Annotated in this window: 19 protein-coding genes and 1 other annotated feature; of the genes, 5 read left to right on the top strand and 14 right to left on the bottom strand. The window is 41.4% G+C overall.

The annotated features are described in order from the left end of the window. Together thrB and thrA are read right to left on the bottom strand one after the other, a co-directional pair. Complete coding sequence (gene thrB, locus AAC852_RS18655) at positions 1-930, bottom strand: homoserine kinase (RefSeq protein WP_479715110.1); 930 nt, start codon at positions 928-930, stop codon at positions 1-3. A 2-nt stretch (positions 931-932) separates the two neighbouring features. Then, a complete protein-coding gene (thrA, locus tag AAC852_RS18650; protein WP_340622280.1) occupies positions 933-3,392 on the bottom strand; it encodes a bifunctional aspartate kinase/homoserine dehydrogenase I in 2,460 nt (819 codons plus the stop codon). 37 nt (positions 3,393-3,429) lie between these two features. Further along, positions 3,430-3,546: a sequence feature (Thr leader region), on the bottom strand. A 699-nt stretch (positions 3,547-4,245) separates the two neighbouring features. Between thrA and arcA the strand changes: the two genes are divergently transcribed. Continuing rightward, positions 4,246-4,962, top strand: a complete 717-nt coding sequence (arcA, locus tag AAC852_RS18645; RefSeq protein WP_047679140.1) for a two-component system response regulator ArcA — start codon at positions 4,246-4,248, stop codon at positions 4,960-4,962. A 140-nt stretch (positions 4,963-5,102) separates the two neighbouring features. Here arcA and creA read toward each other — a convergent pair whose 3' ends face one another. Then, the gene (gene creA / locus AAC852_RS18640) at positions 5,103-5,579 is read right to left on the bottom strand and encodes a protein CreA (RefSeq protein ID WP_340622279.1); all 477 of its coding nucleotides are present in this window, start codon (positions 5,577-5,579) and stop codon (positions 5,103-5,105) included. 679 nt (positions 5,580-6,258) lie between these two features. Between creA and robA the strand changes: the two genes are divergently transcribed. Beyond that, positions 6,259-7,140, top strand: a complete 882-nt coding sequence (gene robA / locus AAC852_RS18635) for an MDR efflux pump AcrAB transcriptional activator RobA (protein ID WP_340622278.1) — start codon at positions 6,259-6,261, stop codon at positions 7,138-7,140. Here the strand turns inward: robA and gpmB are convergent. Beyond that, the gene (gpmB, locus tag AAC852_RS18630; protein ID WP_340622277.1) at positions 7,137-7,784 is read right to left on the bottom strand and encodes a 2,3-diphosphoglycerate-dependent phosphoglycerate mutase GpmB; all 648 of its coding nucleotides are present in this window, start codon (positions 7,782-7,784) and stop codon (positions 7,137-7,139) included. The two genes, robA and gpmB, sit on opposite strands and share 4 nt — an antisense overlap. Before the next feature lie 55 nt (positions 7,785-7,839). Between gpmB and yjjX the strand changes: the two genes are divergently transcribed. Continuing rightward, the gene (yjjX, locus tag AAC852_RS18625; RefSeq protein WP_340622276.1) at positions 7,840-8,373 is read left to right on the top strand and encodes an inosine/xanthosine triphosphatase; all 534 of its coding nucleotides are present in this window, start codon (positions 7,840-7,842) and stop codon (positions 8,371-8,373) included. Between the two features lie 117 nt (positions 8,374-8,490). Here yjjX and trpR read toward each other — a convergent pair whose 3' ends face one another. Both trpR and sltY read right to left on the bottom strand, forming a co-directional pair. Continuing rightward, positions 8,491-8,811: a trp operon repressor gene (gene trpR / locus AAC852_RS18620; RefSeq protein ID WP_340622275.1), complete on the bottom strand. Its 321-nt coding sequence runs from the start codon at positions 8,809-8,811 to the stop codon at positions 8,491-8,493. Between the two features lie 56 nt (positions 8,812-8,867). After that, the gene (gene sltY / locus AAC852_RS18615) at positions 8,868-10,784 is read right to left on the bottom strand and encodes a murein transglycosylase (protein WP_340622334.1); all 1,917 of its coding nucleotides are present in this window, start codon (positions 10,782-10,784) and stop codon (positions 8,868-8,870) included. A 223-nt stretch (positions 10,785-11,007) separates the two neighbouring features. On the opposite strand from sltY, the gene ettA reads away from it, so the two are divergent. Further along, entirely contained in the window at positions 11,008-12,675 is a 1,668-nt protein-coding gene (gene ettA / locus AAC852_RS18610; RefSeq protein ID WP_340622274.1) for an energy-dependent translational throttle protein EttA, read from the top strand. A gap of 149 nt (positions 12,676-12,824) precedes the next feature. Here ettA and AAC852_RS18605 read toward each other — a convergent pair whose 3' ends face one another. The 4 genes from AAC852_RS18605 to serB form a co-directional block, all read right to left on the bottom strand. Continuing rightward, complete coding sequence (locus tag AAC852_RS18605; protein WP_340622273.1) at positions 12,825-13,553, bottom strand: ATP-binding cassette domain-containing protein; 729 nt, start codon at positions 13,551-13,553, stop codon at positions 12,825-12,827. A 749-nt stretch (positions 13,554-14,302) separates the two neighbouring features. Next, entirely contained in the window at positions 14,303-15,529 is a 1,227-nt protein-coding gene (nadR, locus tag AAC852_RS18600; protein WP_340622272.1) for a multifunctional transcriptional regulator/nicotinamide-nucleotide adenylyltransferase/ribosylnicotinamide kinase NadR, read from the bottom strand. Positions 15,530-15,689: 160 nt separating this feature from the next. Further along, a complete protein-coding gene (gene radA / locus AAC852_RS18595; protein WP_340622271.1) occupies positions 15,690-17,078 on the bottom strand; it encodes a DNA repair protein RadA in 1,389 nt (462 codons plus the stop codon). Positions 17,079-17,123: 45 nt separating this feature from the next. Continuing rightward, positions 17,124-18,101 (bottom strand): phosphoserine phosphatase, encoded by a 978-nt coding sequence (gene serB / locus AAC852_RS18590; RefSeq protein ID WP_340622270.1) that lies wholly within the window; start codon positions 18,099-18,101, stop codon positions 17,124-17,126. Between the two features lie 118 nt (positions 18,102-18,219). Here serB and AAC852_RS18585 point away from each other — a divergent pair, with 118 nt between their 5' ends. Further along, a complete protein-coding gene (locus tag AAC852_RS18585) occupies positions 18,220-18,876 on the top strand; it encodes a YtjB family periplasmic protein (protein WP_340622269.1) in 657 nt (218 codons plus the stop codon). Between the two features lie 628 nt (positions 18,877-19,504). On the opposite strand, the gene AAC852_RS18580 is transcribed toward AAC852_RS18585, so the two are convergent. From AAC852_RS18580 to metC, 4 genes are all read right to left on the bottom strand, one after another. After that, positions 19,505-19,882, bottom strand: a complete 378-nt coding sequence (locus AAC852_RS18580; protein ID WP_340622268.1) for a putative signal transducing protein — start codon at positions 19,880-19,882, stop codon at positions 19,505-19,507. A 303-nt stretch (positions 19,883-20,185) separates the two neighbouring features. After that, a complete protein-coding gene (gene dkgA, locus AAC852_RS18575) occupies positions 20,186-21,031 on the bottom strand; it encodes a 2,5-didehydrogluconate reductase DkgA (protein ID WP_340622267.1) in 846 nt (281 codons plus the stop codon). A gap of 543 nt (positions 21,032-21,574) precedes the next feature. Next, a complete protein-coding gene (locus AAC852_RS18570; protein WP_340622266.1) occupies positions 21,575-22,246 on the bottom strand; it encodes a DedA family protein in 672 nt (223 codons plus the stop codon). A 232-nt stretch (positions 22,247-22,478) separates the two neighbouring features. Then, positions 22,479-23,693 (bottom strand): cystathionine beta-lyase, encoded by a 1,215-nt coding sequence (metC, locus tag AAC852_RS18565; RefSeq protein ID WP_340622265.1) that lies wholly within the window; start codon positions 23,691-23,693, stop codon positions 22,479-22,481. Positions 23,694-23,696 lie beyond the last annotated feature (3 nt).

Raw genomic sequence — 23,696 nt, 5'->3', positions numbered from 1 at the left:
TTACCCTACCTGTCGTGCGCCTGCGAGATCCAGACGGCAAATATGAACAAAACCTTCGTCATTCTGTACGTAATGGTGTTGCAGCCACTGGGCGACTTCTTTCGCTATCGCCATCTCATTGCAAATCGCAAATAATGTTGGGCCAGAGCCAGAGATGCTACATGCCAGAGCACCCAGTTTTTTTACGCCGTCACGTGCATTGGCAAAACCGGGTAGAAGCTGTGTGCGATAAGGTTCGGCAATAACATCTTTCATCAATTTAGCCGCTAAATCAGATTGTTGGGTGTAGCAGGCGTGAATGAATCCTGCAAAATAACGGCCATGGTTAATAATATCGCTGCGGGAATAGCGAGCCGGCAAAATTGCGCGTGCTTCTGATGTCGAAACCTTGATGCCGGGGTATGCCATCACCCATAACCAATCATCAAATGCGGGGATTGACTGACAAATGCTATCTTCCTGAGCCAGAATTAATTGCAACCCACCTAAATAACACGGTGCAACGTTGTCATAATGCACACCACCGGAAATTCGTCCTTCTAATTCCCCCATCATGTCCAGTAATTGACTACGCTCAAAAGGACGGCCTGCATACTCATTTAATGCCACTAATGCGGCAACTACTGAGCAAGCACTGGAACCTAATCCAGAGCCAATCGGCATGTTTTTTTCCAGTGTCATGGCAACAGGCAGTTCTTTATCCAGTCGCTGGCAAAAGAGCTGCCAACATTGGTAGACAATATTATGTTTCGGATTTTCAGGTAGTTTGCCGATAAATTTCCCTTCATTACTTAAAGTAAAACTTTCTGCTGCACTGACAGAGACACAATCCCCAAGCAGTGAACCATCAACAGGAGAAACTGCCGCGCCAAGCACATCAAAACCAACCCCAACGTTACCGATAGAGGCAGGCGCATAAACCCTGACCACCATTAAACCCCCAATTTCCATGACAGAGTGCGTAATATATCAGCAAAAACACCTGCTGCCGTCACATCATTCCCTGCACCGTAGCCACGCAGCACCAGTGGGATTGGTTGATAATAACGGGTATAGAAAGCCAGTGCGTTTTCGCCATTTTTGACTTTATAAAGCGGATCATTGCCATCGACTGCGGCAATTTTCACCATACAACGGCCTTGTTCAATAATGCCGACATAGCGCAACACTTTTTTTTGCTCTGCGGCATCTGCAACCCGGCGATTAAATTCCAGATCTAGCTGTGGTAAACGTTGCAGAAAATTGCTGACATCACCACTGGCATTAAATGATGTCGGTAAAACGGGCTCGACATGAATATCTTCCAATTCCAGTTCATAGCCAGATTCACGTGCCAGAATTAATAGCTTACGTGCAACATCCATACCTGATAGATCATCTCGTGGGTCGGGTTCCGTAAAGCCTTTTTCTTTTGCCAGCAACGTTGCTTGCGAAAGTGTCATACCTTCATCCAGCATACCGAAAATATAAGACAGAGAACCTGACAGGATACCGTTAAACTGAACTAACTCATCCCCGGCATTCAGTAAATTCTGTAAGTTTTCGATGACAGGCAATCCTGCGCCTACGTTGGTGTCATACAGGAACTTACGCTTTGACTTTCCAGCCGCCTGACGGACTTCTCGGTAATAGGCCATTGAAAGTGTATTGGCTTTTTTATTCGGTGTGACAACGTTGAAGCCATCGCTCAGGAAGCTGGCATACTGTTCGGCAATGGATTGATTTGATGTACAGTCTACAATCACCGGGTTCAGGAGATGATACTCTTTTTCAAGCCGGATCAACCGGCTCAGGCTGAAAGGCTCACTGGCTTCTGACAGAGCCTGTTGCCAGTTATCTAAACTGATGCCCTGCATATCTGTTAGCATAGCCCGCGAGTTGGCAATCCCACAGACGCGTAGATCAATATGTTTTTGTTTCAGCCATGATTGTTGGCGGCGGATTTGTTCAATCAATGCGCTGCCCACACCGCCCACACCGACAACAAACACTTCAACCACCTGAGCGGTATTAAACAGCATTTGGTGACAGAGACGAACCGCCGTTGTAGCAGCATCATTGTCAATGACTGCGGAAATAGAGCGTTCCGATGAACCTTGAGCAAGAGCGATGATGTTAATATTGGCACGGGTCAATGCTGAGAAGAAACGGGCAGAGATGCCACGTTGTGTGCGCATTCCATCACCAACCACAGAAATGATGGCGAGATTATCTATCACATCAATGGGATCAAGCACGCCATCTTTCAATTCCAGATAAAATTCCTCTGTCAGTGCTTTTTGTGCTCTGTTCAACTCTTTTTGCGGTACACAGAAACTGATGCTGTATTCTGATGAAGACTGTGTAATCAGCACAACAGAAATGCCTGAGCGGGACATAACGGCAAATACTCTTGCTGCCATGCCGACCATACCTTTCATGCCGGGGCCTGAAACGTTGATCATTGCCATATGATTCAGGTTAGTGATGCCCTTGATAAGCATACTTTCGTCTTTTTGTCCTTCACCAATGAACGTTCCTGGCGCATCAGGATTGGCGGTATTTTTAATCAGGCAAGGGATCTGGAATTGAGCGATAGGCGCAATAGTGCGGGGATGAAGGACTTTAGCACCAAAATAGGAAAGTTCCATTGCTTCCTGATAGGACAGGCTTTTCAATAGACGGGCATCAGAGACGGACCGTGGGTCACAGGTATAAACACCATCTACGTCAGTCCAGATTTCACAGCAATCCGCACGTAAGCACGCTGCCAGCACTGCGGCCGAATAATCGGAGCCATTACGCCCAAGAATAACCAGTTCACCATTATCATTACCCGCAGTGAAGCCTGCCATCAGGATAATAGAGTCAGAAGGAATATTCAGTGCTGCAATACGTTTGGTGGATTCGTGGATATCAACAGTGGATTCGAGATAGTGTCCGTGAGCAAGAAGGTTTTTAACCGGATCGATAACAAATACTTGATGTCCGCGAGCTTGTAGTACGGCGGACATAATAGCAATGGATAATTTTTCACCACAGCAAATCAAGGCTGCGTTAATGCTGTCCGGGCACTGTTTTAACAGAGAAATACCATGCAGGGTTTGCTTTAGATTAGCCAGTTCACGCTCTATAACACCTTTCAGATGTTCATAATCGAAATTTGGCTGATGTTCTTTTAATCCCGACAACAAATCAGTAAAGATTTGGGTGGTATCGCTCATATTGGAAACAATGTCTTGTCCTGCAACCGTTTTGGTTATCATCGCTACTAAGTGGTTTGTAATTTTTGCGGGTGCAGAAAGAACCAGGGCGACTTGCCCAAGGGATAGTTCACTTTCAGCGATATCAGCCACACTCAGTACGCGTTGGTAGTTTGCGACTGAAGTGCCCCCAAATTTTAGTACTCGCATTGGTATTTCTCTCCTGACTTTCTGTTAAAAAAAGTGTCAAAAAAAAGCCCGTATCTTGTGGGATACGGGCTTTTTACTATTTTATTTGTACGCGTCAGCCCGCACCGTAACTCGTGGTTCCGGTGGTAATCGTAGTGATTGTTTTAGCAGTAATTGTGTTTGCAGTAATTGTATTTTTCGGGCTAATGTAGCGCATGGTTTCCTGTCTGTCTTTTTATTCTGTGACCCCTATTGGTTAAAGGAAACTGTGGTTGAAGTCAAATAATTTTTAAAATTATTGTGGAAAAAAACATCATTTTCTGTGTTGTAATCGTTCAAAATATGATTCGATAATTGAGCCATTATCTGGTTTGAAATATTTTTATCAGCATTTAATTTTATAAAAAACATATTTTGTAATTATTTCATCTTTATGATAAAACACGCTAATTTTAACATTTAAGTGCTGGGTTGATCTCTCTAAGCATTAGAGGCAACATAGCAAATAATTAACATTAATTTTTCAAATAAATAACAAAATGGTTAATTTTAAATTAACAATTACAAATAATGTTATCGTGCTACAATTGATTTTGATATGTATCAACAAAAGTTGGTTTTTTTAGAGGGCAAATGCATTACTAGCTGTTATATTGCTGTTAATAGACTAATATAGCCCCTGCTGAGATGGGTTTTCGGGTATGTACCTTCAGAGAGAAGCAATAAATGCTTTTAGCGTAAAACATATCAACAACATTTTTTAGACATGAGCTGCGTTTTCTGTAATCCAGAGCGAGAGTGGGATTTTTACTTTTAATAATAACAGCTTATGTCATACAGGCTCTGTTTTTTTAGCGATTTTTAGGTAGCAACCATGCAAACCCCGCACATTTTGATTGTTGAAGACGAAATTGTCACACGCAATACCTTAAAGAGTATTTTTGAAGCTGAAGGGTATGTTGTTTATGAAGCCAATGATGGCTTAGAAATGCACAATATTTTGTCAGATAACGATATCAACTTAGTGATTATGGATATCAATCTGCCAGGCAAAAATGGGCTGCTTCTTGCCCGTGAATTACGTGAGCAGGCAAATGTTGCCCTGATGTTCTTAACTGGGCGTGATAATGAGGTGGATAAAATACTTGGGCTTGAAATTGGTGCTGATGACTACATCACCAAGCCTTTCAACCCGCGGGAGTTAACTATTCGTGCGCGGAACTTGCTTTCCCGTACGATGAATCTGAGCCATTCAGGTGAAGAACGCCGTCAAGTTGAAAGTTATAAATTCAATGGTTGGGAATTGGATATCAATAGTCGCTCACTGGTAAACCCAATGGGAGATCACTATAAGCTGCCACGCAGTGAATTTCGTGCGATGCTCCACTTCTGTGAGAATCCGGGAAAAATTCAGACTCGTGCAGAGCTGTTGAAAAAAATGACCGGGCGTGAACTGAAGCCACATGATCGTACTGTAGATGTTACTATTCGTCGAATTCGTAAACACTTCGAATCGACACCGGATACCCCAGAAATTATTGCCACTATTCATGGTGAAGGTTATCGTTTCTGTGGTGATCTGGAAGACTAATATTTGTTTCCGCCATTTATTGTATTTATAAAAATCTTTATTTTAAAAATACGATATCAACAAAAAGCCCTGAATACTTAAGGGAGTTCAGGGCTTTTTAATAGCTATTCTTTTTTTAGGCTGCGGTTTCGTTGGTTGCTCTACTCTTTCCACGGCATAATTGGTACGGCGCTGATGGCATTTTTAGGTGAACCATCAATGACTTTGTCGGAATAAGTCAAGTAGATCAGTGTATTACGTTTTGGATCGTAAAAACGGACAACCTGAAGTTTTTTAAATACCAACGATGTTCTTTTCTGGAAAACGACTTGCCCTTTTTTCGGTGAATTAAGGATCTTATCTGCCAGTTCGATTGGCCCGACCTGCTGACAGGAGATCGCGGCGTCAGAAGTATCTTCTGCTAATCCTAAACCGCCTTTAATTCCACCTGTTTTAGCTCTGCTTAAATAGCAAGTTACATTTTTAACATCGGGATCATCAAAAGCTTCTATCACTATTTTGTTATCTGGCCCAAAAAGTTTGAACACGGTATCAACAGATCCGATCTCTTCGGCGTGCAGGATCACCGGAGAACAGAGTAGGGCAACAGCAATCACTATTTTCTTAATTGTTACCATATTTAGTCCACTTTAATTAAATAAACACGGTGAAAATATCTATCATTGACATATAATGCGAATCAATGGCTTTTGCAAAGGCATTTTCAAAGTTAATGTATCTATGAAGAAAAACATGGCATTATAGCTGAATATACATTCAAAACGAGTAAAGAGTATGTTTTAAATCTGCTTTTACGGATGCTCATGCTTTCTCAAAGATATACAAAACATGTTTTCTTTATAGAAAATTTCATAGGGTATAACTGTTGTTTATCACCCATTATTGGTAATGGCCTAAAGGTAAGCTTGACAAATGAACAGATTTGCCATTAGCTTATTCCAAGATTTATCTTGTTTAATTTGATGTCAGATTTTATCTGTTGTGATTGTGCCACAATATTCTGCTTTCTTATGTCAGGAAGAATTCTTGTCAAATTAGGAAATTCAATGAAAATAGCTGCTTTGGGTAATTTTACAATAGGTGTTGCTGTCATGACAGGGAAAAGGACTGTGTTGTGAAAACGACAGTATGCTTGGTGGATAAAAAAATCAGGTAGTTAAAGCCATCTTAGAGTTTGGAAATGATAGGTGCTAATTATCAATCTATATAACATTTTCATTCTGAAAATTTTTCTAAACATTTAGTTATCTTAAAATTGTATGGTTTTCTTTTTGTCTTGATGAATTAGGGAGATGTATGGATCAAACCAACATCATTCGAGATCTGCTGCATTGGTTGGATAATAATCTGGATCGTCCACTATCCCTTGATAATGTTGCAGCAAAAGCAGGTTATTCCAAGTGGCACTTACAGCGCATGTTTAAGGATGTTACGGGACGAGCTATTGGCTCCTATATTCGTGCCAGACGGTTATCCAAGGCTGCCATTGCATTGCGTATAACCGGTCGCCCCATTCTGGACATCGCTCTGCAATATCGTTTTGATTCTCAACAAACTTTTACCAGAGCTTTCAAAAAACAGTTCAACCGGACACCGGCCTCTTACCGCCGAAGTGAAGAGTGGTGTGCTACCGGGATTTGTCCTCCGATTATGTTGGATAATAAACCGTTACCTGAACATAAGTTTGTGACGTTGGAAGATAAATTACTTATCGGTACTGAGCATACCTGCACCTATACATTGGAACAATGGTCAAAAGCCTGTACGGAGATGCGCAATAACTTTTGGGTTTTCTATCTGCAACATGCTGAAATTTTACCTCCTAAATTGTATGGATTGTATCATTCCACTATCAGTACAGATCATGATGATGAGCAGACGGTTTTTTATACCACTGCAATAGAACCGGAATATGCGACTTTTGACACCAAAGATAGTCAGCCGGTTGTTTTACCCGGAGGGGAGTACATTTCATTCAGTTATTTTGGTAAAGAAGATCATCTCAATGAGTTTCTCTTCAATATCTATACTGTTTGTTTACCCCAACTGAATATCACTCGTAGGAAGGGATACGATGTCGAGCGATACTATCTTACTAATCTTGAAAGGAAGAAGTTGGAAGATGAGTCCCAAAGCCATGTTGTGGAGTTTGAGTACCTCATCCCAATTCAACGTTAGCCTTGTAGTTCATCTAATGCGGGCATATTCAGATGTGTGATATCGCCCGCTGTTTCAACAATCCAACCAGAAGCCAGCCATGGACTATCCTGATAATCTACCCTTGAGATAGAGCAGTTCCTCAGCCGTAGGCGACGTTCAGAGTTGGCTGGTAATCCCAAAATAGAGAAAATCAGACTGACTAACGCCATGCCATGACTCACCAGTAAAGGACGACTTCCTGCTGGTAGGTCAAGACAGCTTTCCAGTGCTGCACGCATACGACTGCATACCTCGTTCATTGATTCACCTTCTGGTATCCGTCCCTCTGGTGTTCCATCGACAAGACTTTTGCGCCAGGATTCTTCTTCTTGTGTCAGGGAACTCAGTTCACGGTTTTCCAGAATACCCATGTTTATTTCCCGCAAGCGTGGCTCTAATATCACTTCACAGCCACAGGCTTTTGCAATAATTTCTGCGGTTTCGCGTGTTCGACCAAGGTCACTAGTGATAACATGTGTAATGTTCTCTGACTGCACTCTTTGTGCTACCAAAAGTGCCTGACGCCGCCCAATTTCAGTCAATGGGCTGTCAGATTGCCCTTGAATACGACGAGCCACGTTCCATTCTGTTTCGCCATGACGAACAAGATATACCTGTAACATAGTTATTTTCCGTTATACTGCATCATGAAATAGTTCAAAGGATTACTTATTTATTATGTATCATGTTATTGCTGCAACAACTAACCCTGCGAAAATAAAAGCGATTAGCCTTGCATTTGATGATGTTTTTGGCGCGGGAACATACCGTATAGAAGATGTCAATGTAGACAGTAGTGTCCCTCAACAGCCAATGGGTAATACCGAAACTCGTACTGGCGCTCGCCATCGGGTTATGGCAGCTCGTCAGGTTCGGCCGGAAGCCGATTTCTGGGTCGGTGTTGAAGCCGGAATCGAAGATGACATGACTTTTGCCTGGATGGTTATCGAGTATAAGCAAATCCGGGGTGAATCGCGTTCTGCCAGTCTGATGCTGCCTGAAAAGGTACTGGAAGGCATTCGTGAGGGACGTGAGCTTGGTCACGAAATGGCTTATCTGACTGGTGTTGATAACATCAAACAAAAAGGTGGGGCCATTGGCTTTTTCACCAATGGCATCCTGACTCGTACTAGTGTTTACCGTCAGGCACTGATACTGGCTCTCGTTCCTATCCATCATGAAATTTATAAAGAATTGAACAATCAACCTTAATGGCATAATGACAATAGCATAGCTACCGGAGGCCATAATGATATGGCCTCTGTTACTGATTACTTAACCGCCATTGCCAAAACAGATATCGTCAGAACAGCTATTATCATAGCTGATTTACTTCAATAACTGCGTCTCCAACCACTCTTTGACGTGAGCTGACGCTGATTTCAAGCTATTTGAGCCACGAGTGATTGTTGCAATCCCAACACTAAGTTCGTTTTTGAGTTCGCGTTGACTCATTTGTCCACGCATCAACTCTTGAATAATCCGAACTCTGGTTGATAACGCTGTACGTTCATCGGGGGTCAATAATAACTGTAAAATTTGATGTTGCAAATTTTGTTCAAATGCCGTTTGTAATAACTTGACAAAAGCAAGCCAGTCATCGCTATCTTCCGGGGAAAGTGCCGGGTCAATCAAATGATTTTGTGTCATAATTTATAGCCATACTATTTAACTAGTACAAAATCATATCACAATTAGATCTGAAATTAGTAACGTCTTTGCCATTCAGCATCAGTCAATACATTAGATAATTTTCCCATAAAATTATGATAGAACACATCATAAGCCAGCACATTTTTGACGTAAGAGCGTGTTTCAGAAAAAGGAATACTTTCAATAAAAGCGATAGCATCAATGTTTCCCGCACTATTGGTTAACCAACGTTCGACATTTCTGGGGCCTGCGTTATAGGCAGCACTGGCGAGAATACGGTTATTACCAAGACTCTGATATATCGATTCCAGATATGCAGTTCCAATTTTGATATTTATGGTCGGGTTCATTAATTGGCTGCTGCTGACATAGCCATTAATTTTTTTGCTCTTTACCGTATGTTCTGCCGTTTTGGGCATCAGTTGCATTAATCCGCTCGCTCCTTTTGAAGACTGGGCTTGTGGATCCCATGCACTTTCCTGTCGTGCAATAGCCATTGCATAACTTTGTGAAATACTTTTATCTGAAGTGAAGTGAGCAAATTCATTTTGCCACGCTAAAGGAAAACGTTCTTCAAGATGATCCCACATCTTGCCGGCGATCGTTGCCTGAACACTCAGCGCAGGCCAATTTTGCTCAAAAGCATAACGAGCCAGTTGTTCTTGTTTAGTGCTGTTTTGTGAAGAAACTAAGTTGATCCATTCTGAGCGGGCCAGATCATCCATATGCCAATACATTAATTCACGCACCCGTTTAATTTGCGGTAACTTCGTGATGGAAGCATCAGGTCTTTCTGACTTATTGATCACCAGAGGATAGGGCATATGTAATTTCTGTGCTGCTACCATGGGGTAGAAACCACGATGCTCCATTAACTGACGTAATATGGCCTCTCCTTCCTTCTTCTTACCTGTATTCAGCAGGACAATCGCACGCCAATATCGCCATTCATCTTTTTGCAGGACATCTTTAGGTAATAAGTTTAACCATTCCGCCAGCCCTTTTTTATCGGCATCCCGTAGTGCCAAACGAGTACGGCGTTCAATCAGGGCGCTGGAGTGTGAACCTTGTATTGCATTATCCCGCCATTTTGCTTGCTCTGGTGTAATATCCCCCATTAATTGCCATGCCACGATGTCCTTTAATCTCTGTCTTTCCAGGTTATTCATTTTTTGTGCCCGTGCAATGGAGGTGAGACTGAGTCTGGCCTGCTCAGCATCTTTACGGGCAAAATGAGAAAAAGCATTGGTGACCATGGAACGGGTGAAGTCAGTTGGTCTTATTGTCCTGGCAAAGTGTTCAACAGTTGCAGGATCACTTTGCAATTTCAGTAAATGAGTTTTTAAATTGCGATAATTCAAAGGCAAGCGCTTGATAAGATAACTCGCGAGGGTTGTATTATTCTCCTCTACTGCTAACTCGATACGCTGTAATATTAAACTTACGGATAAGTGCCCGGAGCGTTCCCAGACATTCAACAAATTATCGCAATCATCGGGTAATGAGCTGCCACGTAACCAAATTTCCCTAGCGCCTTTCCAGGCAACTTTCTGGTTTCCGATTGCCCACTTAGCAAAGTAATAATTACAACGTGCTGCTACGGTATTGGGTGCATTGGGACTAAATGCCAGAATGCCATACCAATCTCCGTCACTTGCCAGGGAGTTGATGTATCGGGATGACAGAGAGTGAGCGGGTGGCAAGGTCGGGTAAGTGGTCATGAAGTGGCGAACTTGCTGAGGAGAAGCAAGTTTCAGGTTATGAACTAATTGGCGATACTCCAGATAAGGATACAGAGGGTAATTCCTTAATGTTGGCATCAACCGATCAACTTCTGCCATATTTTTCGTATCCCACGCGAGTCTTATTGCCTGATAGCGCTTCCGTTGCGCTTCCAGAGAATCTGCATGGGCCATTCCAATAACAGAAGCCAGACTAACAGTCATTATAAAATGCTGCCATTTACTTATAGCCACATACTCCTCCAGAAGATTGACCGATAGTGAACGAGATATAAATTGTTTTAATTATAATAATATTGATGTGATTTATCACAACGATGAACGTAATTGAACATAATGCTAAACAGGTAGCAACACGATCGGCTAAATTTGAGGTAAAATACCCCATCCAAGCCCCACAAGCGTAAACTAATATTAAATATTTCCTTAATTATCAAAAAGGTACATTACTTTGGCTCAATATGTTTATAGTATGCACCGGGTTGGAAAAATTGTTCCCCCGAAAAGGCATATTCTGAAAAATATTTCCTTAAGTTTTTTCCCTGGAGCAAAAATCGGTGTTCTTGGTCTGAATGGTGCTGGTAAATCGACCTTACTGCGTATCATGGCTGGTATTGATAAAGATATTGAGGGGGAAGCGCGTCCACAACCGGGCATCAAAATTGGTTATTTGCCGCAGGAGCCTAAACTCAATCCTGAACATACCGTTCGTGAAGCGGTGGAAGAAGCCGTCAGTGAAATTAAAAATGCACTGACACGTCTTGATGAAGTTTATGCTGCTTATGCTGATCCAGATGCGGATTTTGACAAACTGGCTAAAGAACAAGGCGAACTGGAAGCGATTATCCAGTCTCATGACGGTCATAATCTGGATAACCAACTTGAACGAGCGGCTAATGCTCTGCGTTTGCCAGCATGGGACGCTAAAATTGAGCATCTGTCCGGGGGAGAACGTCGCCGTGTTGCGATTTGTCGCTTGTTGCTGGAAAAACCAGATATGCTATTGCTTGACGAACCGACCAACCACCTTGATGCTGAATCTGTAGCATGGCTGGAGCGCTTCCTGCACGATTATGAAGGTACTGTCGTTGCTATTACTCACGACCGTTACTTCCTCGATAACGTTGCGGGCTGGATCTTAGAGCTTGACCGTGGCGAAGGTATTCCATGGGAAGGTAACTATTCTTCGTGGCTGGAGCAGAAAGATGCTCGTCTGGCACAAGAAGCCTCAACAGAAGCTGCTCGTCGTAAATCCATTGAGAAAGAACTGGAATGGGTTCGTCAGAATCCGAAAGGACGTCAGGCCAAAGGTAAGGCTCGTCTGGCTCGCTTTGAAGAACTCAATAACGTTGAATACCAGAAACGTAACGAAACCAGTGAATTGTTCATTCCGCCTGGGCCACGGATGGGGGACAAGGTACTGGAAGTGAGTAACCTGACTAAATCTTATGGTGATCGAGTTCTGATTGATAACCTGAGTTTCTCTCTGCCAAAAGGGGCGATTGTTGGGATTATCGGTCCGAACGGTGCGGGTAAATCAACTCTGTTCCGTATGTTGTCTGGTCAGGAACAACCGGATTCCGGCTCAATCACTTTGGGTGAGACGGTGAAACTGGCTTCCGTTGATCAGTTCCGCGATAACATGGATGACAAGAAGACAGTATGGGAAGAAGTGTCCGGTGGGCAGGATATTATGCGCATCGGTAGCTTTGAGATCCCAAGCCGTGCTTATGTAGGCCGCTTTAACTTTAAAGGCGTGGATCAAGGCAAGCGCGTTGGTGAGTTGTCCGGTGGTGAGCGTGGTCGTCTGCATCTGGCGAAACTTCTGCAAGTAGGCGGTAATATGTTGTTGCTGGACGAACCAACCAATGATCTGGATATCGAAACTCTGCGCGCACTGGAAAATGCGCTGTTGGAATTCCCAGGTTGTGCAATGGTGATTTCCCATGACCGTTGGTTCCTTGACCGTATCGCAACACACATCATTGATTATCAAGATGAAGGTAAGGTGAGTTTCTTTGAAGGAAACTTCAGCGAATACGAAGATTACAAGAAGCGGACACTGGGTGCTGAAGCGCTGGAGCCTCATCGTATTAAGTATAAGAAAATCAGTAAATAAGATTTATACCCTATGGATTTCAAGGTGCAGCGCGATGGCAAGGGAGCGAAGCTAACAAAGCTACAACTTGAAAGACGACGGGTATATTCAGTTAAGATAAGAAACGGCCTGATATCAGGCCGTTTTTGCTCTTTTAAGGAAACATACAGTTATGACACCATAACTCTTTGCTCTTGAAAGGATTCATAAGTTTTAATGACTTTACCTCTTTCTAGAGTAATCATACTATCAGCGTATTGGATCAGGCGCTTATCTTGAGAAGCGATAACTACTGTGCCTTTCTGCTCATGTGCGATAAATTTAAAGATATCAACAAACATCTTTAATTCCTGATGGCTTAAGTGACGAGTCGGTTCATCTGCAAATAGATACTCAGGTCTTCTTATGAGTGCTTTTGCCATAGCCGCTCGTTGTCTTTCGTTTTCAGAAAGCTCTCCTGGATAGTAACCACTCTTGTCACTTAATTTCACAATATCTAACGATTTCTGAGCAATTCTTACTGCTTGTTCTTGAGAAAGAGATAACCCATAAGAGTTGGATAATAACAAGTTATCTAACAGTGTAAGCTCACTGGATAAATTAAAACCCTGAAAAATAAAACCACTATTTTCCGAATGAAACTGACCTAACTCGGAATCACTCATTAGTTTTAACTTGTTATTATTGATTAATACATCTCCTTGATCTGGTTGTAACATACCCGAAGCAATCGATAACAATATGCTGTTAGTTGATGTCTTCGGCCCTGTTATCAAAGTAATTTCACCTGGTATAATAGAAAATGTGATGTCTGAAATCATTTCATAATTAACTGTATTATCAGTTAGACCATATGAAATATTGATAACTTCAATCGATTTAAATTGATTTAAGTTCATATTCTCAACACAATTAGGTTAAAAAGTTAAAGCTTTTTCCTTAAATATGTTATCTAAATTTATTGGCGGCTTATTAATATCAATAAGACATTGTGAAAATTTAAATAGTTCACGCATGAAATATCTCGACAATACAAAACTTATGTCAATTGTTATTTACAATTATTATATAATAAATGAGATATTTCTTAGTCTTAGAGCCAACTGTTAATGATATCCGCTATTACTGAGAAGAAGATAACATAAATAAAAAGGTATAAATTATTCTGTTTTTATTCCAATTTTATAATAAGGAAAAAAGTCATTTTACTCATGTTAAAAGGCTAATATTTTTACATCACCTCCATCCTTAATAAAAATCACACGGAAATTATGTGGTTTTTGTTGATAATAAATGAATTTTATATAGATAAATCAATAGGTCCGTTAATTAAATGACTTATTTCTCGACAATTCAAGCCTAAACAGTAAAACCTAAGCATCAAAAAATATTATTATCACAATTTATTTTGTTACTGACGAAAAAATAACACAATGAAATATTTAATTATAGAGTGTTTTAGAATAAAGCATGAAATAATAAAAATTACTATAGAAAATAAATCATCTTAATTAATAATTATATGGTAACCGTTCAAGTTATTAGTATATATGTCCTAATTTTTCAAGTTGCCGCTTGGTTATCTGTGCTTATTTATCTGCTTTATCTGCCATTGCGGCTACTTGAAATCTATTGATATAAACATGAATTATATCATTAACATTTCCTGAACAAGTTCAACACAACGAAGAAAACGTTGGTCATAATCAGGTGAGTTAACACATACATAATCAATGTTATTTTTCTTCAACAAGCTCTTAAGCAATTGCTGAAACTCTTTACGCTCTTGTTCATTGCCCAGACTTCTCAGTCCATCTGCCACCCAGGGAGTGTTATTTTCTAAGAGAATGACCAGATCAAATCGATATTCATCAATCATTGCCTGAACAAAGGGATGTTCTTTCCCTTCGTAGCGTTTGCAAAATGCTTGTGTTGTTACAAAATCAGTATCTATAAAGGCAACTTTGTTGGCATATTTTACTGAAAAATCAATATATTGTGCGTGACCTAAAGCTATTTTATCGTAATCGGAGTATTGCAGAGCCATCTCATCTCCCCCTAAATGAGAAAATACATACTCACGCCCATACTCCCACGCACTCGTCGTGTTAAACATATTCGCCAGTTTGTTTACCAACGTAGATTTCCCACTTGATTCACCACCAAGGATAGCGACAGTACGCACAAAAAACGGCTTCACTTCTGTCGGAATATATTCCCAATAATGAAAAGGAGCCTGTCGTATCTGACTTCCACTGATATTCATGAATGAGCGTTGTGGGTCAATAAGGATAGTTTCAATACCAAAATGCTCTTTATAGCAGGGGACATCTTGTGCTTCGCTGGAATAGATATAGTCGGGATTGATGCCTTTTGTGGCCATAAATCGTTTTGTACTTTGGCTCCAGGATCCCCAACCGTGTGGATAGGGCTCCATACCTTGTTCATCAAAAGCATGGATGTGGATATTTTTTTGATATTTAAACGTTTGTAACAGCCATCTCAGACGGTCACTGACCGTAGGCTGTTGAGACATTGAGCTATTGATAAACAACTCCCGATCCCGTAACTCGTCATAGCAGAGAATGACGTGCAATTCATCGACTTGGCTGGATGCTCGTTGGATCAAATAAATATGCCCGGTATGTAACGGGTAAAATTTACCAAACACGACACCGATAGTTTTCTTTTCCATAGGGTACGCCAATCCTAAATATTGATGAAGAGATGCTAATTTCTGTGCGCTCGGACTTTTTATCTTGCCGTTAATAAGTTGGCTTAAGTAGCCTTTTGTCATACCACATGCATCAGCGATTTGCTGTAGTGTGTGATTCGCCTCTTTGATCACCTCTTTTAAATAGTCAAACTGTCCCATATACCCTCCTTGTTTAGTATACTAAACAACATAGCATGCTTACTGTGAAAGGTAAAAATAAAATTAGTAATAATTAAATTTCTAGCTTACTCCCGGAATGAGGCAAATAGACGATGATTAAATAAAAAATTATATCGTCTGTTTCCTCATATATTCATGGTTAGTCATCCAGTTCATCAAGAACAGATAAAGCATCTGTCAGTTTTTTGACTCCAAAGACTTTCATTCCCGGTAATGCTTTTTTCGGCATATTAGCATAAGGCACAATTGCCCGTTTAAAACCGTGTTTGGCCGCTTCTGAAATACGCTCCTGACCACTGGGAACAGGGCGAATTTCCCCGGCCAGCCCAACCTCACCGAATACCACTAAATCACGGGATAAAGGGCGATCACGAAAGCTGGAAACCAAAGAGAGCAGTAATGCAAGGTCAGCGCTGGTTTCAGTGACTTTTACCCCACCGACCACATTAACGAAGACATCTTGATCTGCCATTTGCAAACCACCATGCTTGTGCAATATCGCTAATAGAATTGCCAGGCGGTTTTGCTCAAGCCCTACGGCTACCCGACGAGGATTAGACATCATAGAGTGATCAACCAAAGCCTGAATTTCCACCAGTAAAGGACGAGTGCCTTCCCAGACAATCATAACGGAGCTGCCTGAGGTGATCTCATCACCACGACTCAAGAAAATGGCGGAGGGATTATTCACTTCCCGTAATCCCTGTTCGGTCATAGCGAATACCCCTAATTCATTGACTGCACCGAAACGGTTTTTATGACTACGGAGAGTACGGAAACGAGAATCGGCTTCACCATCCAGCATCACCGAACAGTCTATACAGTGCTCCAATACCTTTGGACCAGCCAGAGAACCGTCTTTTGTCACATGGCCAACCATGATGATCGCAACACCGCGAGTTTTAGCAAATCGGGTCAGATAAGCCGCTGTTTCTCTGACTTGTGCCACACTGCCAGGTGAAGATTGGATATCAGCCATGTGCATAACCTGAATGGAGTCAATAACCATCAGCTTAGGTTGCTCCTGTTCGGCAATCAGACAAATCTGCTCAATGCTTGTTTCCGACAACATGTTCAGTTTATCCGTCGGCAAGCCTAGCCGATGTGCTCTCATTGCCACTTGCTGCAACGATTCTTCACCCGTTACATATAAGGTTTTCATCTGCTCAGATAGTTGACACATGGTTTGCAGTAACAGGGTACTTTTGCCTGCACCTGGGTTACCACCTATCAAAATGGCACTACCGGGTACGACTCCACCGCCCAGAACACGGTCAAACTCTTTAAACCCGGTGGAAAAACGAGGCAGCTCTTCCAAACTGATTTCGGAAAGTTTTTGTACTTTACTGACTCCGGTATCTCCTGCATAACCGTTGAAACGATCATTGCGGGAAGACGATGAAATTGCGGCCAAACGCACTTCTGTAATGGTATTCCATGCCTGACATGCAGTGCATTGCCCCTGCCAGCGAGGATAATCCGTCCCACATTCGTTACAGACAAACGCCCGTTTTGCTGCTTTTGCCACTGTAGACTCCCTGATATGACTGCTCTGGGCAGATAAAAAATGATTTTAACGCTCTTCGTGTTTTAAGCCGCCGCTTAAAATACACAAAACACCCATCAAATCCGCATGGCGAATACCCACTTTAGCGTGTGTATATACTTTCGGTTTTGCATGATAGGCAATACCCAATCCTGCCTTGCGGATCATTTTCAAATCGTTGGCACCATCCCCGATTGCCACAGTTTGGCTAAGTGGAATATCCAACTCTTTTGCCAGCCGTAGCAAGGTGGTGGCTTTATATTTTGCATCAACAATTGGCCCTTTGATTTTGCCTGTCAATTTGCCATTTTTTATTTCGAGCTGATTGGCAACTGCGGCAAAAAGGCGTAATTGCTGGCGAAGATTATCGGCAAAGAAGGTAAAACCCCCGGATGCAATGGCGACATGCCAGTCCAGAGATTGTAGTTTACGGACAAGGCTGGTCAAACCCGGCATAAGGGGGAGTGTATCCATAACTTGCTGTAATATAGTGGCATCAGCACCAGCCAGTTGGGCAACCCGCTGATGTAAGCTCTCTGAGAAATCTAATTCTCCCTGCATTGCCCGTTCTGTAATCTCAGCGACTTTGTCACCAACACCAGCCAGTCGTGCGATTTCATCAATACATTCAATCTGAATAGCGGTTGAATCCATATCCATGACTAATAACCCTGGCGAACGCAAGCGTGGGATTTGTCCCAATGGAACAACATCCAGATGACACTCATCTGCTAATCGTTTTATGCGTGGGGAAAGACTTCCTGCGATGCGAACAACTTGATAATCATCAATGCGCCATGAGGAGACGACAACGATGGCGGCTCCCAGACGATGCTGGAAATCACTGATGCGTTGTTTATCCAAGTTACGACCATATAGTAACCAGCCACTGTCTCCTGCTCGGTAATCCAGTGGCATAACTTCATCCCCACTGAGGGATAACGGTAATCCCGGCCATTTATGGATTTCATCGGGTAAATAACGATAGGCCAGATTGTTAGACATGAATATTGGCTCCTGTAATTCCATGTAATTTTGGCAGGTAAAAAATGCTTTTCAAACTATCCTATCACTACTACATCTGGCAACATTGGAATATTACGAGTTTGGGAGTGAGATAATTATGAGTAAAGCAAAACTGAAATTTCGGCTGCACAAGACGGCAATTATTTTAATATGTATAGCCCTGTTGGTATTGCTGATGCAGGGTGTTTCCTATTTTAGCCGTTCACAGCAACAAGCCCATATAGATCAGTTTGAAGATTTAGCGAATACGTTGGCAAAACAGGTTGCATTCAGTCTGTCTGATTATATGGATAACGGTAGCAAGGATCTTAATAATAAGAAAATTATGGATAATCTGAACTATTTGACTAACAAAAGCCGCATTCTGGATGCCAGTGTTTATCTGGAAAATGGAACACAGGTCGCACGAAGTGGTGAACTTGTCTCTGTTCGTGAGCGGTTATCTTTGGATGGTAAAAAAGCAGGCAGCTATTTTAACCAACAAATTGTTGTTCCCATACCGGGCAAAAATAAACCCAAAGGTTTTCTCCGTTTGACGTTGGATACCCACAGATTAGCAACAGAAGCCAAGCAAGTAGATAACACAACTAATTTGCTCAGGGTTATGCTGCTGTTAGCATTGGCGATTGGGATTATTCTTGCTCATAACTTACTACAACTTGCCCCCAGCCGTTGGCAGCAATCACCTTATTTGCTGACTGCTAATACCAAATCACCGGATGGAGAAGACAGAGTAGATAATTCCACCCGCTAGCCGGGTTGGATACCAAAACAGAAAACAATTCGGGGTGAAGGATAGGGTGTTGCCTGAGCGAAATGACTCAGGATGGCGCTGTTTTTAGTGATCATCGTAAAAATCCTTATCATCGTAATACAGCTTGAAGCAGATGGAATAGATCAGACAATGTAATAGTGCTGCTGCGATGGAGCCATAAAAAATGATGGCATGATGTGGAAGTGCCGAATGAACAAGAGGAGGATGCCCAAAACGGAAAACATACATATGAAAAGAGATAGCTAATATCGTTAGTATAATTCCGAAAACATTGTAATGGACATGGCTTGATAATAGGAACCGTTTTACTATAAAGAAAAAAGGAATCAACATTAATAGAGAAATTATTATGTAAGTCATTATCATTTACCCTGATACTATTTAAAAATTCTTTAAAAATTCACCATGGAAATATTTATGACGCTTATCACTATAAATAACGTTTTCACCGATCAGTTTATTTTTTCTGTTATTTAAAGTAATAAAGCAAGAGTAGCTCGTGGTTTGTATATAGATAGTAAACATAGTTATTATTTATATTTCTTATAAGTTTGATTGGTTTTTTAATTATTGATATAGCAGCGAATTATACAGGGGTATTTTATATTTAACTCTGTTTTGATAACTGGTAATTAAATTTTAATGGTAATGCAATACCAATCATAAAAAATAATAATATAACCAAAAAGGAATTGATTAATACAGAAAGTGGTCGTTTTGGTGGTGTTGAAGCAGGCGCTTCAAGGTCAGGTTTTTTTTCATCTAATAAATATTTGTTATCGTTAATCTTAGAAAGTATTTCTTCAGCGCGCTTACGGTCAGAACGATGTACCAGTAGCTTTACTCCGCCAAACGCATGGGAATACATATGGTTATTCCATACTAGGCCTTCATCGATTATTTTTGCGTGGATACCCTCAGATAACATCCTGCCAAGGATAATATTAGCCTCTATAGGTGACATAAAATTAGCTAAAAATTGCATATGTCCTCTTTGCGGAGATATGTTCCACATAAGCACCTCTCAATCATATTTTTATCAATTAGATACATTATCAATTAAATAACCAAATCTACTGAGTATTGTTAAAGTATAATTTCATATCGGATACAAACAATAAATTATACAAATACATTTCAAACCGTAGATTAATAAACGAAAACCTATCACAAAAAGTCATGAATAAAAAACTTTGTATTTAAACTGCCTGAACTCTGTAGGGAGCAGAATTCAGGCATGATTTTTTAGTTTATTGTTCTGGATTATCATTAAGATTTTATATGAGTTCTATCCTAAATTGAGCACAGTCAGATTATAAGTATCGGGATTGGGGCCGAGACGTTTACCTATATCTAACCTGGCGATGGTAGCCAGATCTTCTTTCTCTAATTTGAAATCAAAAACGGCAAAATTTTCTTTAATACGGTGAGGTGTTACTGATTTGGGAATAGCAATCATGCCAGAATCAAGATGCCAGCGAATAACAATTTGAGCTGGTGTTTTTTCATATTTAACAGCCAGGTTTTCAATTATGGGGTGATCAAAAACGCCTTTTCCACCGCGAGACAATGGGCTCCAGGATTCAGTTGTAATATGGTGGGTGGCATTCCATGAATGAAGTTGTCGCTGTTGCATCAGTGGGTGCAGTTCGATTTGATTGATGACAGGTGCGACGCCTGTTTCTGATATTAATTTCTGTAAATGTTCAATGTGAAAATTACATACACCAATACTGTGCACCAGCCCCGACTCTTTCAACTCAATGAATTGCTTCCAAGTTTCAACATACTTATCTTGCTGGGGCACGGGCCAGTGAATTAGGAAGAGATCGACGTAATCCAGTTTTAGCCGATCCAGACTTTCTTGTAATGCAACTTGTGCATCCTGATGGCGATCATTCCACAGTTTGGTTGTGATAAAAATCTCTTCGCGTGGAATATTGCTTTCTTGTAATGCTTTCCCTACGCCTTTTTCATTGTGATAAATTGCCGCAGTGTCAATAGAACGATAGCCTACTTCCAATGCGGTGTGGATAGCGTTAATAACCTGCTCATTACTCGCTTGCCAAACCCCAAGCCCTAATTGTGGCATAAGGTTTCCATCAACGAGTTTAATGATTGTCTGCTGACCCATTTTTACCTCCTTCAGATTTGGCATATCAGATGGACGCTTCGTAAGTTCGCTTACTGGCAGCAAGCGTAATATCCTGCTGTTCATCTAACACAATCAAACCTTGCTGTTTTAGTTTTCTGAGCATATTCGGTATTGGATTGGCATCAAGTTGAAATTCCGAATACGTTCAGCATATTGCAGGAGTTTTTCACGTTTAGCATCCCATTTTTCTTACAGAAGATGCGGTAAATTTTGTCAAAAATGACTTTGGCAGGAGGATGGAAAGTGAGATTTTGCATAATAACCGTCCTTACTGACTGAATAATGTAAGCTTTTGGCTATATCACTAACATGCTGTCGCTTGTCTATGTCGGTTTATTGCAGTAACAGAGTCCACTCTATTCAAGGTTACTTAATTTTTCTGTCAAAATTTGTTTAGAATTCAAATCATTGACAATCATGATACCTGTCGGAGCGGACTCTAATTGTTTTACTTTTAAGATTGATAAGTTAATAACCAGAGAAAACAAAGGGTTTTGAAATAGCGATGAATAACCAATATATTCATTTACGTTTTCTTGATGACGCTTTTTTGTGGCGCCAATACATCAATAGAGATGCGGTAAGACCGCTGATCAACAGAATGACAGGCAAGATCATCAAAATATTCATGACCAAATCCTGATGCGCTTTGACAAAAGGGATTTGATTCAAGATATAGCCAAAACTCACGATTATGATGACCCATAAAAAGCCACTTAACCAATTAAAAAATTGAAAGCGTTTATTATTCAGTCCAGAAATACCTGCAAAAGTTGGCAGGAGAGTACGGACAAAGGCGAGAAAACGCCCGATGAGCAACGCCGCCAGGCCATGTTTGGCAAATAAGATATTGGCACGTTGGCGGTACTGTAGAGGAAGCTGAGCCAACCAGTTCTTGACGATCCGGGTATGGCCTAACCAACGTCCCTGCAAATAACCTAACCAGCAGCCGAGACTTGCTGCAATAGTTAATAAAATGATGGTCGGAAAGAATCCCATAACACCTTTGGCTATTAACGCACCAGCAAGGACCAGAAGAGTATCGCCGGGCAAAAATGCGGCGGGTAACAAACCGTTTTCTAACACCAGTGTGACAAAGATAACACCATAAATAATCCAGATGACATCGGGATTGGTGAGTTGGGTAAAATCATGCTGCCAAAGTGCATACACGATCCCGCTTAACGTTTCCATTATTTATCCTGTAATTTCTGCACGATACCTTCACACAACCGTTTTTGAACAACAACAAAAAGTATCAAATAAACACATGTGTCCCAGTGTACCGCAAAATTGCTGTGTGGGAGTTGATTTGATCTAGCATGAAGAGAATCAATTGAAGATAAGGAAAGAAAACAGTGGCCATCTGTAGTCGGAAGATAGCCATTCAGGGGCACGATCATTATGTATTAAGTTATTTATTATGTTAACGCACAGCAATGCGGGTAAAAGCGGCATCCAAGTCAGCAATCAGATCTTGGGGATTTTCGAGCCCGATATGTACACGGATTAACGTTCTTTCTTTTTTGGGGAAATGATAATGTTTGGGAAAATGATAGTGGCGTAAACTCGCGAGTGATTCAGGTGATATACCCAAAATTAACGATTCAAATCCTCCCCAGGAAAACGCCATTTTAAAATGTTGTAAATTATCAAGATAATCAGAAAGTTGAGTGGGGTTCAGGTTAATATTCAGGCGGAAAGAGAACAACCCGCTGGAGCCAGTGAAGTCACGTTGAAAGTAGTGATGCCCGGGACAAGAAGGTAGAGCGGGGTGATAAACCTCAGCAACTTCAGGCCGTTGGGATAGCCACTTGGCAATTTCGAGGCTGTTTTCTTCATGTTGTTTTAAACGGAGAGCCAGCGTATGTAATCCACGGGTTGCGGAATAAACCGTATCGGGGTCGGCAATTTGTCCCATCAGATAAGAATTTTCCCGCAATTGATCCCAACAGCGTTTATTGGCGACAGCCGTGCCCAACATGCCATCCGAATGGCCGATGATATATTTTGTGGCGGATTGAATAGAAATATCGACGCCAAAATCCAATGCCTTGAAGAGAATACCGGCAGCCCATGTATTATCGATCATAATGACAATTTCAGGATTAACCTGCCGGGCAGCCTGCACGATAGCAGGGACATCCTGAACCTCCATCGTGAGGGAGCCGGGGGATTCCAGAAAGATAACCGTTGTATTTGGTTGAATGAGCGTGGCAATCTCTTTTCCGATCATTGGGTCAAAATAATCGGTGGCAATATTCAGCTTCTTGAGAATGTGATTGCAAAACTCTTGCGTCGGCTCATAGGCTGTCCCTGCTACTAAAATATGGTCGCCTGTTTCTACAAATGACAGAATGCTGTTGGTAATAGCGGCTGTACCGGATGGATACAGTGCACACCCCACGCCACCTTCCAGTTCTGCCATTGCTTCCTGAAAAGCAAAATGCGTCAATGTGCCACGACGTCCATAGAATAGTTCACCGTTAGCACGATGTTTTATGGCGTGTTTCAAATCTTCAACCGTTTTGAAAATGACGGATGAAGTTCGTTGGATAATGGGGTTGACAGCATTAAGCGTGAATTTATGCTTTCTTCCGATATCAACCAGTTTGGTCTCCAGTTTCTTTTCTTTTGCCATATG

This window comes from Xenorhabdus siamensis (genome assembly GCF_037996745.1).
Classification (GTDB): domain Bacteria; phylum Pseudomonadota; class Gammaproteobacteria; order Enterobacterales; family Enterobacteriaceae; genus Xenorhabdus; species Xenorhabdus indica.
The sequence above is the reverse complement of the archived record's forward strand: the minus strand, read 5'-3'. Positions and strand labels throughout refer to the sequence as shown.

Coding starts and splice junctions, on each gene's coding strand:
- dkgA (WP_340622267.1), bottom strand. CDS start 21,031: ATGGGTCAGCAGACAATCATTAAACTCGTTGATGGAAACCTTATGCCA.
- arcA (WP_047679140.1), top strand. CDS start 4,246: ATGCAAACCCCGCACATTTTGATTGTTGAAGACGAAATTGTCACACGC.
- metC (WP_340622265.1), bottom strand. CDS start 23,693: ATGGCAAAAGAAAAGAAACTGGAGACCAAACTGGTTGATATCGGAAGA.
- yjjX (WP_340622276.1), top strand. CDS start 7,840: ATGTATCATGTTATTGCTGCAACAACTAACCCTGCGAAAATAAAAGCG.
- AAC852_RS18585 (WP_340622269.1), top strand. CDS start 18,220: ATGAGTAAAGCAAAACTGAAATTTCGGCTGCACAAGACGGCAATTATT.
- robA (WP_340622278.1), top strand. CDS start 6,259: ATGGATCAAACCAACATCATTCGAGATCTGCTGCATTGGTTGGATAAT.
- gpmB (WP_340622277.1), bottom strand. CDS start 7,784: ATGTTACAGGTATATCTTGTTCGTCATGGCGAAACAGAATGGAACGTG.
- AAC852_RS18570 (WP_340622266.1), bottom strand. CDS start 22,246: ATGGAAACGTTAAGCGGGATCGTGTATGCACTTTGGCAGCATGATTTT.
- thrA (WP_340622280.1), bottom strand. CDS start 3,392: ATGCGAGTACTAAAATTTGGGGGCACTTCAGTCGCAAACTACCAACGC.
- serB (WP_340622270.1), bottom strand. CDS start 18,101: ATGTCTAACAATCTGGCCTATCGTTATTTACCCGATGAAATCCATAAA.
- AAC852_RS18580 (WP_340622268.1), bottom strand. CDS start 19,882: ATGCAATTTTTAGCTAATTTTATGTCACCTATAGAGGCTAATATTATC.
- AAC852_RS18605 (WP_340622273.1), bottom strand. CDS start 13,553: ATGAACTTAAATCAATTTAAATCGATTGAAGTTATCAATATTTCATAT.
- nadR (WP_340622272.1), bottom strand. CDS start 15,529: ATGGGACAGTTTGACTATTTAAAAGAGGTGATCAAAGAGGCGAATCAC.
- trpR (WP_340622275.1), bottom strand. CDS start 8,811: ATGACACAAAATCATTTGATTGACCCGGCACTTTCCCCGGAAGATAGC.
- creA (WP_340622279.1), bottom strand. CDS start 5,579: ATGGTAACAATTAAGAAAATAGTGATTGCTGTTGCCCTACTCTGTTCT.